Source organism: Fodinicurvata sediminis DSM 21159 (assembly GCF_000420625.1).
Taxonomy (GTDB): Bacteria; Pseudomonadota; Alphaproteobacteria; order Kiloniellales; family DSM-21159; genus Fodinicurvata; species Fodinicurvata sediminis.
Map to the genome: position 1 here is coordinate 137,585 of NZ_ATVH01000013.1, position 13,982 is coordinate 151,566.

Consider the following 13,982-nt stretch of genomic DNA (forward strand, 5'->3'; position numbering starts at 1 on the left):
GAATTCATCCCTCCCTTGTGCAGAGCCTGCCATGACTTGCCTAGACAGCCGCAACCTGTCGCTTGCGACCAACTCCGACCTTGCCGCCGAGCGCTATCGCCAGGGTGTGGATCTGCTGCTTTCGGCCTGGCCGGGTGCTGCAGAACGCCTGGACCAGGCCCTTGCAGCCGACCCGGATTTTGCGCTCGCCCACGCGGCACGCGCACGTCTGCACGCCATCCGTGGCGAGTTGCCCCACGCCCGAAAGCGGATCGAAGCGGCAGAGGCTCTCGTTGCGCGACAGGGACATGCGCGGGAGCAGAGCCATGTGGATATTCTGTCCCTCGTCATTCAGGGCCGTTCGGCCGAGGCGCTGAAGCAGATCTGCACACACCTCGACAGCTGGCCGCGCGATATCCTGATCTTCTCGTTGCCTCTCGGTGCCTTCGGCCTCTTTGCCTTTTCCGGGATGGCAGCGCACGACCAGGCGCGGGTGGATCTCTGCGAGCGCCATGCCCGGCATTTCGAGGCCGATGACTGGTGGTTCCTCACCTACCGCGGGTGGGCCCACACCGAAAACGGCAATCTGGTCCTCGGACGAGACCTCACGCAGCGCGGTCTGGAACTGCGGATAGAGAACGCGAACGCAGCGCACGCCCTGGCTCATGCGCTTTATGAAGCGGGCGAAATCGAAGAAACGGAGGCGGTGATCTCCCAATGGCTGCCAGGCTATGATTGCAGTGGAACGCTCCACGGCCACATCGCCTGGCATGCGGCGCTGGCGGCACTGGAGCGCGGCGATGTGGAGCGTGCCCTCACGATCTATACCGAGTCCATCCGCCCGGAGGTTTCGCTTGGACTGCCCATCAATGTCGTCAGTGACACGGCCTCCTTCCTGTGGCGCCTACAGGCCTACGGCCATGCTGTGCCGGACGGCCTTTGGGAGGAAGCCGCGGCCTATTCCGAAGACTACTTCCAGAAACCTGGCCTGGCATTCATCGATGTCCACATGGCCATACTTGCGGCGGCGACCGGTGACAGCTCCGCGCTGGAACGGCGTGTTGAGGCCTTGAAACACCTGGATGAGTCGGGCGCCCTGGGTGCGGGACCGGTGGCACCTGCCCTCTGCCAGGCCGTCCAGGCTTTCGCCGAGGAGCAGTACAGGAACTGCATAGGCATTCTGGAGCCGGTCGCAGACGAGGTCGTCCGCATTGGAGGCAGTGGCGCTCAGCGCGAGATGGTCGAGGACATGCGCCTTCTTGCCTTCATGCAGGGCGGCGAAGCCATCAAGGCACGTGACCTTCTGGACCGACGGCTGCATCGTCGCCCTTCACCGCGCGACCTGCGCTGGCGCGAGGCTGTCACGAGATGAGGTTCTGAATGTCCAATACAGCGGCCAACGCTGAGACTCTGCGCAATCCTGAAGCCCAGTCCGGGCGCGCGGATATTCTGCGGCTGACTCTTGCCCAGGCGCTTGGCGGCGCAAACGCCGCCATCGTCTATGCAACCGGCGCCATCGTCGGCAATGCGCTCGCGCCCAGCAAGGAACTGGCGACCTTGCCCATTACCGTGTTCGTGATCGGGATGGCCGCCTGCACCCTGCCGGCCGGCGCCATCGCCCGGCGTCATGGGCGCCGCGCCGCATTCCTGATGGGAACAGGCTGCGGCGTCCTCGTCGGTGTGCTGGCTGCGCTGGCGATCGTATTGGGATCCTTCTGGCTGTTCTGCGCGGCCACCTTCTTCGGAGGTGCCTATGCCGCGGTGGTCCTCTCTTTCCGCTTTGCGGCCGCCGACTGTGTTGCGCCGGAGCGCCGCCCCCGGGCCCTGTCGATCGTCATGGCCGGGGGCGTCTTCGCCGGGGTGATCGGACCACAGCTTGTCACCTTCACCATGAACCTGTGGGAGCCCCACCTCTTCGCAGCGACGTTCCTGGCACAGGCCGTTGTCGCCGGTCTCTGCGGAGTCATACTTCTGGGTGTCCGTGTGCCGAAGCCAACGGCAGCGGAGGTCCGGGGCGGGCGCCCCCTCGGGGATATCCTTCGCCAGCCCCGCTTCATCACGGCGGTCATCTGTGGCGTCGTGTCCTACATGCTCATGAACTTCATCATGACCTCGGCGCCGCTGGCTATGCACCTCAATGACCTGTCACAGGAGATGTCCAATCTTGGCCTGCAATGGCACATCATTGCCATGTACGCGCCGAGTTTCATTACAGGAAGGCTGATTACGCGCTTTGGCGCCGCGCGCGTGGTGGCAAGCGGTTTGGCGTTGACGGCCATATCGATTGCCATTGGCCTGACCGGCGTTGACGTCGTGCATTTCTGGCTGACGCTGATCCTGCTCGGCCTTGGTTGGAACTTCGGCTTTGTAGGGGCCTCCGCTATGGTCCTGGAATGTCACCGCCCCGAAGAAAGAACCCTGGTGCAGTCCCTGAATGACTTCGCCGTTTTCGGGACCATGGCCGTCGGGTCCTTCTACTCGGGCAACCTGCTGACCGCGCATGGCTGGGACGTGGTGCTCTGGGTGTCGTTCGCGCCGCTTGCCTTGGCGCTGGCGGCCCTGGCCGTGAACCAGAGACTGCAGCCGATTCCACAGGCCATGAACGCAGGCCCGAAATGACCATGACTGTTCATCTGTCCGTTTTCCTGCAAGTCTGGTTGAAGTCTTGTGAGTCAGGGGCCTAGACTGCGCGCCATGGTCGATCTCAACGAACTCTTCGCCGCCATTGTGGTCTTCGTGGGAAGCCACTTCCTGCTGTCCAGTGCCGCGTTTCGCACGCGTCTGCTGGACCGGCTAGGGGAACGTGGTTTCCGTCTGGCTTATTCTCTGGTTGCGCTCGTCACCTTCGCCTGGGCGCTGCAGGCCTATGGCGCTGCGCCGCGGATCCTCCTGTGGACACCTATCCCGGCGCTAGCCTGGGTTCCGATCCTGATCATGCCCTTCGCCTTCATCCTTGTGGTGGCTGGCATGAGTACGCGGGCAGCCACGGCCCTGGGTCAGGAGGAAGCCGCAAAGGCCCAGGACCCCGCACCGGGAATCCTGCGCATCACGCGGCACCCCTTCCTCTGGGGCGTCGTGCTCTGGGCCGTCAGCCACATCATCGCCAATGGCGACAGTGCCAGCCTGCTGCTGATGGGCGGCTTCCTGGTATTGGCCCTGGGCGGCATGCATCATATCGACCAGCGCCGCGAAGCTCAGCTGGGCGGCGCCTGGGGGCCGATGAAGCTGACCACCTCGGTGGTGCCCTTCGCGGCCATCGCCACCGGGCGCACCTCCATGGACTGGCGCGGCATCGGGATCTGGCGGCCGGTCCTGGGCCTGGTCGCCTATGTGATCTTTCTCTACCTGCATCCGCTTCTGTTTGGTGTCATGCCCCTGCCGCACTAGATCGAACCTGCGCGCTCCTTTTCAGGGGGCCACTGCTGTTCCATGCCGGAGTCATAGCCGTGCCGCACTACGATGAGGCCATCCGTGTTCAGGACCTGAACAAGCACTTCAACGGCATTGCCGCGGTGAAGGATGTCAACTTCACATTGAACCGTGGGCAGACACTGGCGTTGCTGGGCGCCAACGGCGCCGGCAAGACCACGACCATCTCCATGCTGATGGGCCTGCTGCTGCCGACATCGGGACAGATCACGGTGCTGGGCGGCGACATGCTGCGCCATCGCTACCGCCTGCTGCAGCGCATGAACTTCTCCAGTCCTTATGTGGATCTGCCGCGCCGCCTGAGCGTGCGCCAGAACCTGATGTTCTTCGCCCGGCTCTACGGCTGCCCCGACCCCAAGGCCCGGCTTGAGGAACTGGCCCACGACCTCGATCTCGGTCCACTCTGGCGCAAACCCACGGGCAAGCTTTCCTCTGGCCAGAAGACGCGGGTCTCGCTGGCCAAGGCATTGATCAACGCGCCAGAAATCCTGCTGCTGGACGAGCCCACGGCTTCCCTGGATCCCGACACCGCCGACTGGCTGCGCGGCTACCTGCAGGACTATCAGCAGCGCAGCAGCACCGCCATCCTGCTGGCCTCGCACAACATGAGCGAGGTGGAGCGCCTGGCCCACCAGGTGCGTATCATGCGGGCCGGAGAGATCGTCGAAACCGGCACGCCACGTGAGCTGCTCGACCGCCACGGCCGTGGCAACCTGGAACAGGTCTTCCTGGACATCGCGCGCAACCAGCGCCAGCCGGACGGGGCCTATGGGGAGGCCGCATCATGACGGGGCGTCTCTACGCCATGTGCCTGCGCCATCTCTACCTGCTGGCCAGCTCCTGGCCGCGCATCTTCGAGCTGATGTATTGGCCGACGGTGCAGATGGTGATCTGGGGCTTCATCACCATGTACCTGCTGCAGCTCTCCTCGGTGATCGCTCAGGCCAGCGGCCTCCTGGTCTCCGCCGTCCTGCTGTGGGACGTCCTCTTCCGCGGCCAGTTGGGCTTCAGCCTGTCCTTTCTGGAAGAGGTCTGGTCGCGCAACCTGGCCAACATCGTGGTCAGCCCCCTGCGCCCAGCGGAGTTCATGGCCGCACTGACGGTCATGAGCCTGATTCGCACGTTGATCGGCGTGGTGCCTGCCGCCCTGCTGGCCATCGTCTTCTACGAGGTCTCGATCTTCGCGCTCGGCCTGCCGCTCTTGGCCTTCTTCTCCTGCCTGCTGGTCATGGGCTGGTCCATCGGCATGATGGTCTCCGCCCTCATCCTGCGGGTCGGCCAGGGCGCCGAATCCGTGGCCTGGCTGGCGATCTTCCTGATCGCCCCCATCAGCGCCATCTACTATCCCGTGGAGGTGCTGCCGCCGGCCCTGCAGCTGCTGGCCTGGACCCTGCCCACGGCCCCGGTCTTCGAGGGCATGCGTGCCATCCTGCTGGACAACACCTTCCGCACCGACCTGCTGATCCACGCCCTGGTTCTCAACGCCGTCTATCTGGCACTCGGCATGTTTCTCTTTCTCTATGCCTTCCACGTGGCCCGCAAGCGCGGGTTACTGCTGCAGGTGGGCGAGTAGGCTTGGACATTCGTTCCGGAGGCCACGAAGCCTCTCTCATGCATAGGCCTCGCGACAGCGGCGATGGGCGTAGCGCCATGTGACCCCGGCACCGATCGCCAGGAGGAGAAAAGCCAGGGGGATCATGATGCTGACAAGGGTGATCATCGTGGCCGTCACCTGCAGACCCAGCAGCATGAACAGTGCCGGAACACAGCAGGCGTGCCCGGCCAGCAAGGCCGGCAGCGCGGCTAGCAGTCCCACCGGCGGCCGGATGCCGCAGCTGCGCGTACAGAGCAGGGCAACGCGTGTCAGCGCCAACTGGAGGCCAGCAAGGGTCCCCAGCGCAAGACCGGTGAGCAGGTTCAGGGGCGAAACCAGCCAGATGGCAAGCGGCAGCTCGACTACGCCGATGGCTTCGAACTGGAAGGGAACCCGGGCTCGCGTCCAAATATCGTCCGCTCTCGGAACGAGCCAACCGTCGAACGCCCTAAGCGTACCGTCGAACGACAGGTCTCCCAGGGCCACCAGATAGAGCAGAAGATAGACCAGCGTCGTCGCCCCAAGGATCAGCCGGGCCCGCGAATCCTCCAGGAGCTGGCGGGGCACTTCACTCGTGAACATGGCTGTCCGGATAAAAGGCCGCCCAGGCGAACCACATCGCTTCGAAGGCGTTTAGGGCGCGCGCGTCCAGGTCCTCAGACCAGCGGACGTTACCGGGTCCGGTGCCCTCCACCACGGCCGACTCCTTCAGCGGGCGCGGGACTTCGAATATGTATCCCGTATCGAGCCCCTCGTCATGGACGGCGACGAAGGTCGTCTCACGTCCTTCAAGGACCAGTTGGCCGGCTTCGCGCAGCCTCTCCTTGGAAAAGGCCACGGCTTCCGTTGCCGTGCGGGCGCCAAGGACGATGGACTTGGGCGGAAAGCGCTCGTCCTCCTGCATGAGCGGGAAGATGGGCGAAGCCTCTGGCCGGTAATAGCCCTCCAGCGGAGTGTAGCTGCCGTAGGGGTCGCGCGTGTAATTGCGGGCAAACCCCGTCCGGGTCGACAATACCTGCGTGCCGGGATGGCGTTTGCGCCAGCGTCCCCAGGTCGTCCAGACGAGCGGGCGCTCCACAAGGGCCACCCCCGCGTGCGGCCCCTCGGTGGCAACTCCCAGGATCTGGGGAATCCAGGTGTCGCTCTGGCGGTCGTACATGATGAGATTGCTGTTCACCAGGCGGCCGCTGACCCCGAAGGTCGTCTCACCGCGTTCGAAGGCCAGCGAGGTGCCGGTCAGCGGACAGTAGGTAATCGCCAGCGGCACCTGGCCAGGCGCATCGTTGACGATTTCATGCCAGACGAGGATGCGCTGGGGATAGGCCCGTGCGTGCCCGTTCTCGATCAGTCCGATCACCTTGTCACCGTCCTCCAGATAGTCCTGCGCCTCCTCTGCCGTCCAGAAGTCCGGCTTGTCGATGGACGGGATTCCGTCCTTGCCGGGCCCACCCGATAGCTTCGCCTCGCGATAGGCCTCCAGGGACGTCGAAACGAGACGCCCCTCGTCACGCACCGTCGGGAAGGGCGTGGCGGTCTTTTCGGAGGCCGATAGAATACCACCGGGCACGACGAGGCCGCCGGCGGCGACAGCCGTGTTCTCAAGGAATATCCGTCGTGTGATCTCGGGCATCGACTCCTCCCCGTACGGATTTCGTCAAACAACCGGGCAGGCGATCCACCTGTGATTTGCAGCTTGGCACAGAAGGCGGCACGCGCTCTATCACCTCACCTTTCACATCCTTTCACATTTGCGTTAGCGCAGGACCGCACCTTCAATCCGTGACGAGATGGCGATTACCATATCTTGTAACTTGCATTTCGATGCAGCCTGAAGCAGCATGGAACATATCATGAACTTTCAGGAGGTCATCATGTCCGAGGAACCGTCCAGCATCCTGTCCCATGTTTCCCTCGGCACCAACGATTTCGAACACGCCACAGACTTCTACGACGCCGTTCTGGGCACTTTCGGCATCGGCCGCTTCATGGAGCATCCGGGTGCCGTGGCCTATGGTCATGCCTTCCCCGAGTTCTGGGTCCAGACCCCCATCGACGGCAAACCGCCGGCGCTGCCAATGGCAGTCATGTCGCCTTTCTCGCCAGTACCCGCGCCGAAGTGAAAGCCTTCTGGAAGACGGCTTTAGACAAAGGCGCTACGGGCAACGGCGAACCCGGCCCGCGCCCGATCTATGGCGAGCCCTACTATGGCTACTTCCTGCACGATCCCGACGGCCACAAGATCGAGGCCATGGTGTGGGAAGCGGACTCGTAAAGCGCGGACCTGCTGGACAGTCCAAATAAGGCAGGGACGTCTTCATCGCCCCGCTTCCGCTGTCCAGGCGCCCAAGTCAGCCGAGGTAATTCTCGTCCGAAACCTGCTCCATCCATTCGACGGCCGCGCCATCCTGCGGCTCGGCAATGGCGATGTGGGTCATGGCGGTTTTGTCCGTGGCGCCATGCCAGTGCTTCTCGCCCGGCTCGATCCAGACGATGTCGCCCGGCCGGATCTCCTCCTTGGGTCCACCTTCACGCCGTACCCAGCCCAGGCCGGCCGTGACGAACAAGGTCTGGCCCAGCGGGTGGGTGTGCCACGCCGTCCGGGCACCGGGCTCGAAGGTCACGATGGCACCGCCGACCCGCGCGGGTTCCGGCGCCTGGAAAGGGCTGTCGAGGCGCACGGTACCGGTAAAGTACTGCTCGGACCCCGTGGCTGATGGCTTCGACCCGTTACGTTGAATATCCAATTTATGGCCTCCGTGACTCTGTGATCGAGGCTGTCGCCCCTTGGGATGGCAAAGCGACAGAAAACCCCATTCTATCCACTCGCAGTCTTGTATGTATGAGCGAAGGCCCTTTCAGATAAGGCCCTTTGCACTGCATCGGCACTATATCGGGGATTCAGGAATGAAGGGGAAAAGCCGCGTTGCCTCAATTCGCGACACCCAGCTCCGTACAACCCCTGCCCATCGCAGAACACCATCATTGGCCCTAGACCTCTACAAAGACTGCCTCTCGCGCCCCTTCGACGGCCACAGGCCCGAGGCCAAGGCAGGGAAAGGGACAAGACAGCAGCTATATCGACTGAACTGCCACGGCCCTGCCCAACTCCGGCCTTTCTCGCGGCACGCGGATCGGCTAGACACTGCCTCTTATGGCACTCCTGCGTTCCTTCGCCACGGTCGGGGGGCTGACGGCGGTCAGCCGAGTCCTGGGCTTCATTCGCGACATCCTGATCGCCGCCGGGCTGGGCAGCGGACCGGTGGCGGACGCCTTTTTCGTGGCGTTTCGCTTTCCCAACCTCTTCCGCCGCCTGTTCGCAGAAGGGGCTTTCAACGCCGCCTTCGTCCCGCTGTTCTCTGCCCGGCTGGAACAGGAAGGACCTGAAGCAGCCCGACGCTTTGCCGGCGACGTGCTGGCGGTGATGCTGTCCGGACTGTTGCTGTTCACCGTACTTTGCCTGGCGCTGATGCCCTGGCTAATGCTGGTCATCGCCCCTGGCTTCACGGAGGACTCCGAGAAGTTCGCGCTGACCGTCGAGCTGACCCGGATCGCCTTCCCCTACCTGCTGGCCATGGTGGTAACCGCGCTGCTCGGCGGCGTGCTCAATTCGCTCTACCGCTTCGCCGCAGCCGCCGCGGCGCCGATCATCCTCAACCTCTTCTTCATCGCCGCGCTGACGGTGGCCCTGCCGCATTTCGCCACTGCGCCGGGCCATGTCCTGGCCTGGACCGTGACGCTGGCCGGCCTGGCCCAGGTGATCTTCCTGGCCCTCTGTGCGCGGCGCGCCGGCATGTCGCTGAGATTGCCGCGGCCGCGCCTGACGCCGGGGGTGCGCCGCTTGCTGGCGCTCATGGTGCCGGGCGTGCTTTCGGCCGGCGTGATGCAGATCAACCTGCTGATCGGCACCATGATCGCCACGCTGCAGGCAGGCGCCGTGTCCTACCTCTATTACGCCGACCGCGTCTACCAGCTGCCGCTGGGGATCCTCGGCATCGGCATCGGCGTGGTGCTGCTGCCCGACCTCTCCCGCAAGCTGCGCGCCGGCGCCGGCGAGGCGGCCCGGGACAGCCTGAACCGGGCCCTGGAGTACGCCCTGCTGCTGACCCTGCCGGCCACCTTCGCGCTGACGCTGATCCCCGAAAGCCTGGTCACCGGCCTGTTCCAGCGCGGCGCCTTCGACGACCAGGCGGCGCAGGCCACCGGTCAGGCCCTGGCGGCCTTCGCCATCGGCCTGCCCTCCTATGTGCTGGTCAAGCTGTTCCAGCCGGCATTCTTCGCGCGCGAAGACACCCGCACGCCCTTCCATCTGACCGTGATCTCCATCCTGGCCAACGTGGTGCTGTCCCTGCTGCTGTTCTGGCAGATCGGCTTCGTGGGCATCGCGCTGGCCACGGCGATCTCGTCCTGGTTGCACGTGGTGCTGCTGGTCGTGGTGCTGTCGCGACGCGGTTTCCTTGAGCCGGATCGACGCCTGTTGAACCGCGGCCTGCGCAGCCTCCTGGCCAGTGGCCTGATGGGTGGCCTGTTGCTGCTCCTGGCACCGCTGGTTGGTGGATGGCTCGAAATGGGCCCCCTGGGACAGGCGGCGGCCCTGGCTTTGCTGGTGGGCAGCGGCCTGGCCGTCTATGCCCTGGCGGCGCTGCTTCTCGGTGCGGTCAGCCCGGCCGAGCTCAAATCCCTTCTGAAACGGCGCAGGCAGCAGAAGCCGCCTCAGAGCACAGCTTGACCCCACGCCGGTCAGGGGCGATAAACCGCCCGATTTTCTTCTTCCAGTGATGATGGTCGCAAAAGCATGAAGCGTATCTTCTCCGGCGTTCAGCCGACCGGAAACCTGCACCTTGGCAACTACCTGGGCGCAATCCGTCACTTCGTCACCCTGCAGCATGACTACGACAGCATCTTCTGCGTCGTGGACATGCACGCCATCACGCTCTGGCAGGATCCGGCGGAGCTGCGCGCCCACACGCGCGAGATCACGGCGGCCTACCTGGCGGCCGGCATCGATCCCAAGGCCTCCATCATCTTCAACCAGAGCCAGGTGCCGGCCCACGCCGAACTGGCCTGGATCTTCAATTGCATCACCCGCATCGGCTGGCTGAACCGCATGACCCAGTTCAAGGACAAGGCGGGCAAGCACCGCGAAAACGCCAGTTCCGGCCTCTATGTCTATCCCAACCTGATGGCCGCCGACATCCTGGCCTACAAGGCGACCCACGTGCCGGTGGGCGAGGACCAGAAGCAGCACCTGGAACTGGCGCGCAACGTGGCGCAGAAGTTCAACTACGACTACGAAGTGGACTTCTTTCCCGTCATCGACCCCCTGATTCTGGGCAGCGCGACCCGCGTCATGTCCCTGCGCGACGGAACGCGCAAGATGAGCAAGTCCGACACCTCGGACATGAGCCGCATCAACATGACCGATGACCGGGACACGGTGGCCAAGAAGATCCGCAAGGCAACCACCGATCCCGAGCCTCTGCCGGGCCCCGACGTGCTCGACGATGCCGGCAACCTGCCCGAGGAAACACGCAAGCAGCGGCCCGAGGCCTACAATCTGCTGGGCATCTTCGCCACGCTGGAGGACCGTGACATGAAGTCGGTCCTGACCCAGTACGAGGGGGCTCAGTTCTCGCTATTCAAGAAGGACCTGACGGATCTGGCCGTCAGCCGCCTGGGTCCCATCGGCGAGGAAATGAAGCGTCTCTTCACCGACAATGAACATGTGGACGCCGTCCTGCGCGACGGGGCCGAGCGCGCGAACGCCATTGCCGAGCCCATCGTCCGCGAATGCCAGGAAATCGTCGGCTTCCTGCGTCCCTAGTACAAGTCCTTGGGATCAGCTACCCTTGTCAGATCGCAAGTGGTACTGGACATTGGACTTGGCGGCGCAAGCAGGTAAGTTCGAGGTCGTGCCCAGCGCGTGTCGCCGCGGGGTGACACGCGTTCGATGTATGCAGGGAGTGCGCCTTGATCGCCAGAAAGCGGCTGCCGGGAACAGAAGTCACCGCTGAAGACAGCGGCGGGGGGTCCTGAGCGCCGCCATGCAGATCTACCTGCCGATTGCCGAAATCTCCGTCGACGTTTTCCTGCTGCTTGGCCTCGGCTCTGTGATCGGTTTTCTGTCCGGCATCTTCGGTGTGGGCGGCGGTTTCCTGATGACGCCCCTGCTGGTCCTGATCGGCATCCCTCCGGCCATCGCCGTGGCCACCCAGGCCAATCACGTCGTGGCCTCCTCGGTTTCGGGAGTTTTCGCGCACTGGCGACGGGGAAACGTGGACTTCAAGATGGGGGCGGTCCTGGTGGGCGGCGGCTTCGTCGGCTCGACGCTTGGTGTCGCACTCTTCTCGCTGCTCCGCGAAATGGGCCAGATCGACCTGGTCATTAACCTGTCTTACGTCACCCTTCTCACCATTGTTGGCGGCATGATGTTGTGGGAGGGCGTGCGGGCCTTCCTGCGCCGACGCAGCAAGCTGGCCCCTGGCAAGCTGCACATCCATACCTGGGTCCATGGGCTGCCGCTGAAGACCCGCTTCCGCAAGTCGCGGCTTTACATCTCTGCCCTGCTGCCCTTCGGCATCGGCCTCATGGTCGGTGTGGTCAGTGCCATCATGGGTGTGGGCGGCGCCTTCATCCTGGTGCCCCTGATGATCTACCTGCTGGGCATGCCGACGGCCGTGGTCATCGGCACCTCGCTGTTCCAGATCATCTTCGTCTCCGCCAACGTCACCTTCCTGCAGGCGAGCCAGAACCAGACCGTCGACCTGGCACTGGCCATGCTGCTGATCGTGGGCGGCGTGATCGGCGCACAACTGGGGGGCCGCCTCGGCGCCCGTCTGCCCGGGGACACGCTGCGCATCCTCCTGGGAATCCTGGTTCTGGCCGTTGCCGCACGCCTGGGCTTCGAATTGGTGGTAACGCCCGACGATCTCTATAGCCTGGGGATCGATCCATGAAGGTGCGCCGCCTGATCCTCCTCGTGCTGCTGGTGGCCGGCCTGACCCTGCCGGCACGCGCACTGCCCCTCGTGGCGGATCTTTCGAGTCATCTGGTTGCCATCACCACCGGCTTCACCGGCTCCGAGGTTCTTATGTTCGGCGCGATCGAAGAGCCGGGCGACATCGTCGTCGTGGTGCGCGGCCCCGAAAGCGAGCAGCGTGTGATGCGCAAGAGCCGTGTTGCCGGCATCTGGATGAACACGGCCAGCGTCGTCTATCGTGATGTCCCCCGCTTCTATGCTATCGCCAGCAACCGTCCCCTGAACGAGATCGCCGAAGAATCCATCCTGCAGAATCAGGAGTTCGGTGTTTCGCGCCTGCGCTTCACGCCAAGGGACAGCGATCGCCTGGACCCTGAGGATGCGGGCAAGTGGCGCCGCGCGCTCATTCGCCGCAAGCAGGAAGCTGGCCTGTACTCTCGCAGCACAGGGCGCGTGTCGATTCTCAGCGACCGCCTGTTCCGCACCTCGGTCTATCTGCCCACCAATGTACCCACTGGTATCTATTCCGCCGAGATCTACCTGCTTCAGGATGGACAGGTCGTGAACGCGCAATCCACGCCGCTCGCCGTCAGCAAGGTGGGTATCGAGGCGGACCTCTATGCCTTCGCGTACGACCGCCCTGCGTTGTACGGTCTCGTTGCTGTCCTGACCGCACTGATGGCAGGATGGTTTGCACATCTGGCCTTCCGGCGTAACTGACCGCATGGCAAGCGCCCTGGCCCCGACAGTGGAATCGGATCATGGATGAAGACGACGACAACAAGCCGGAGACGGAAGCTTCACCGGACGAGCAGACCGAGGGCAACACCGAGCGTGTCATGCTGGTCGTGGTCGACGAATCCGAGGAGCTTGAGATCGCCCTGCGTTATGCCTGCCGTCGGGCCCGGCACACAGGAGGGCGCGTCGCGCTTCTCTACGTCCTTGAGCGCTCGGAGTTTCAGACCTGGCTGGGCGTTGGCGAACTCCTGGCCCAGGAAGCGCGCAGCGAGGCCGAACAGCTGCTGCAGCGTGCCGCGAAGCGCGTGACGGAGATGGCCGGCTCCATGCCGATCCTCTACCTGCGCGAGGGCGTGACCAACGACGTGCTGTTCAAGCTTCTGGAAGAAGAGGATAGCATTTCCATCCTTGTCCTCGGCGCCAATACGGGGCCCGGAGGACCGGGACCGCTGGTCTCCACCTTGACCGGGAAGTCCGTCGGACGCTTGCGTGTGCCCGTGACAATCGTGCCCGACAACCTGACCGAAGAGCACATAGACGCCATTTCCTGACCTCCTGCATTGCCGTTATGCATGCAGTGAGCTTGAACTCGGGGCCAAGCTGCTCCACTTTCCTGTCAGGCCACTCTTGCCGATGACGGCATGCGAATTGAGTTCGTGGCGAACGCAACAGGGCAGAAGAATGTTTATTCAGACGGAAGAAACTCCGAACCCGGCAACGCTGAAGTTCATCCCGGGGCAGCCGGTTATGGACAAGGGAACAGCCAGCTTCGAGACGGCCGAACAGGCACAGGTCTCTCCGCTGGGACGGCGTCTGTTCGAGATCGAGGGCGTTTCCGGCGTGTTCTTCGGCCAGGACTTCATCTCGGTCAGCAAGACCGAGGACAAGGAATGGTTTGTCCTCAAACCCTCCATCCTTGGCGCTGTGATGGAGCACTTCGTGGCCAAGCGTCCTCTTTTTGATGCCGAGACCCATGAGGCCGAGGAAGAAGAGGATCACGGTGAGGACAACGAGATCGTCTCCACCATCAAGGAGCTCCTGGAAACGCGGGTCCGTCCCGCGGTTGCCCAGGACGGCGGGGATATCGTCTTCCAGGGTTTTGAGCGGGGCGTGGTATACCTGCACATGCAGGGCGCCTGTGCAGGCTGTCCCTCATCGACGGCAACATTGAAAATGGGTATCGAGAACATGCTTCGGCACTACGTGCCGGAAGTGGTGGAAGTTCGCGCCATCAGTTGATGGCCTAGACACGGTCTCCACAGCGGT

Annotated in this window: 16 protein-coding genes; 13 read left to right on the top strand and 3 right to left on the bottom strand. The window is 63.8% G+C overall.

From position 1 onward, the window contains the following. Positions 1-31: 31 nt before the first annotated feature. The 5 genes from G502_RS0105690 (at position 32) to G502_RS0105710 (ending at position 4,981) form a co-directional block, all read left to right on the top strand. Positions 32-1,351, top strand: a complete 1,320-nt coding sequence (locus tag G502_RS0105690) for a tetratricopeptide repeat protein (RefSeq protein WP_022727695.1) — start codon at positions 32-34, stop codon at positions 1,349-1,351. Between the two features lie 8 nt (positions 1,352-1,359). Further along, the gene (locus G502_RS0105695; RefSeq protein WP_022727696.1) at positions 1,360-2,598 is read left to right on the top strand and encodes an MFS transporter; all 1,239 of its coding nucleotides are present in this window, start codon (positions 1,360-1,362) and stop codon (positions 2,596-2,598) included. A gap of 75 nt (positions 2,599-2,673) precedes the next feature. Next, entirely contained in the window at positions 2,674-3,366 is a 693-nt protein-coding gene (locus tag G502_RS21925; RefSeq protein ID WP_022727697.1) for an NnrU family protein, read from the top strand. 59 nt (positions 3,367-3,425) lie between these two features. Then, on the top strand, positions 3,426-4,196 hold the full coding sequence (locus G502_RS0105705) for an ABC transporter ATP-binding protein (protein WP_022727698.1): 771 nt from the start codon (positions 3,426-3,428) through the stop codon (positions 4,194-4,196). After that, positions 4,193-4,981 (top strand): ABC transporter permease, encoded by a 789-nt coding sequence (locus G502_RS0105710; protein WP_022727699.1) that lies wholly within the window; start codon positions 4,193-4,195, stop codon positions 4,979-4,981. Before G502_RS0105705 ends, G502_RS0105710 begins: the two co-directional genes overlap by 4 nt. Positions 4,982-5,017: 36 nt before the next feature. Here G502_RS0105710 and G502_RS18830 read toward each other — a convergent pair whose 3' ends face one another. Both G502_RS18830 and G502_RS0105720 read right to left on the bottom strand, forming a co-directional pair. Then, entirely contained in the window at positions 5,018-5,584 is a 567-nt protein-coding gene (locus G502_RS18830) for a hypothetical protein (protein WP_022727700.1), read from the bottom strand. Further along, the gene (locus tag G502_RS0105720; protein WP_022727701.1) at positions 5,571-6,632 is read right to left on the bottom strand and encodes a DUF3179 domain-containing protein; all 1,062 of its coding nucleotides are present in this window, start codon (positions 6,630-6,632) and stop codon (positions 5,571-5,573) included. The genes G502_RS18830 and G502_RS0105720 overlap by 14 nt, the downstream gene beginning before the upstream one ends. 241 nt (positions 6,633-6,873) lie before the next feature. On the opposite strand from G502_RS0105720, the gene G502_RS22665 reads away from it, so the two are divergent. Both G502_RS22665 and G502_RS22885 read left to right on the top strand, forming a co-directional pair. Continuing rightward, positions 6,874-7,122: a VOC family protein gene (locus G502_RS22665; protein ID WP_245560723.1), complete on the top strand. Its 249-nt coding sequence runs from the start codon at positions 6,874-6,876 to the stop codon at positions 7,120-7,122. After that, positions 7,035-7,274 carry a VOC family protein gene (locus G502_RS22885; RefSeq protein ID WP_245560733.1) on the top strand — a complete coding sequence of 80 codons (240 nt, stop codon included), beginning with the start codon at positions 7,035-7,037 and terminating at the stop codon, positions 7,272-7,274. The genes G502_RS22665 and G502_RS22885 overlap by 88 nt, the downstream gene beginning before the upstream one ends. A 76-nt stretch (positions 7,275-7,350) precedes the next feature. Here the strand turns inward: G502_RS22885 and G502_RS0105730 are convergent, their stop codons facing one another. Next, a complete protein-coding gene (locus G502_RS0105730) occupies positions 7,351-7,746 on the bottom strand; it encodes a (R)-mandelonitrile lyase (protein WP_022727702.1) in 396 nt (131 codons plus the stop codon). Positions 7,747-8,153: 407 nt separating this feature from the next. Here G502_RS0105730 and murJ point away from each other — a divergent pair, with 407 nt between their 5' ends. From murJ to G502_RS0105760, 6 genes are all read left to right on the top strand, one after another. Beyond that, on the top strand, positions 8,154-9,728 hold the full coding sequence (murJ, locus tag G502_RS0105735) for a murein biosynthesis integral membrane protein MurJ (RefSeq protein WP_022727703.1): 1,575 nt from the start codon (positions 8,154-8,156) through the stop codon (positions 9,726-9,728). A gap of 66 nt (positions 9,729-9,794) precedes the next feature. Next, on the top strand, positions 9,795-10,823 hold the full coding sequence (gene trpS / locus G502_RS0105740; RefSeq protein ID WP_022727704.1) for a tryptophan--tRNA ligase: 1,029 nt from the start codon (positions 9,795-9,797) through the stop codon (positions 10,821-10,823). A gap of 220 nt (positions 10,824-11,043) precedes the next feature. Then, complete coding sequence (locus G502_RS0105745) at positions 11,044-11,955, top strand: sulfite exporter TauE/SafE family protein (protein WP_022727705.1); 912 nt, start codon at positions 11,044-11,046, stop codon at positions 11,953-11,955. Then, the gene (locus G502_RS0105750) at positions 11,952-12,698 is read left to right on the top strand and encodes a TIGR02186 family protein (RefSeq protein WP_022727706.1); all 747 of its coding nucleotides are present in this window, start codon (positions 11,952-11,954) and stop codon (positions 12,696-12,698) included. Before G502_RS0105745 ends, G502_RS0105750 begins: the two co-directional genes overlap by 4 nt. Positions 12,699-12,739: 41 nt before the next feature. Next, the gene (locus G502_RS0105755; protein WP_022727707.1) at positions 12,740-13,267 is read left to right on the top strand and encodes a universal stress protein; all 528 of its coding nucleotides are present in this window, start codon (positions 12,740-12,742) and stop codon (positions 13,265-13,267) included. A 130-nt stretch (positions 13,268-13,397) separates the two neighbouring features. Further along, positions 13,398-13,955, top strand: a complete 558-nt coding sequence (locus tag G502_RS0105760) for a NifU family protein (protein ID WP_022727708.1) — start codon at positions 13,398-13,400, stop codon at positions 13,953-13,955. Positions 13,956-13,982: the final 27 nt, after the last annotated feature.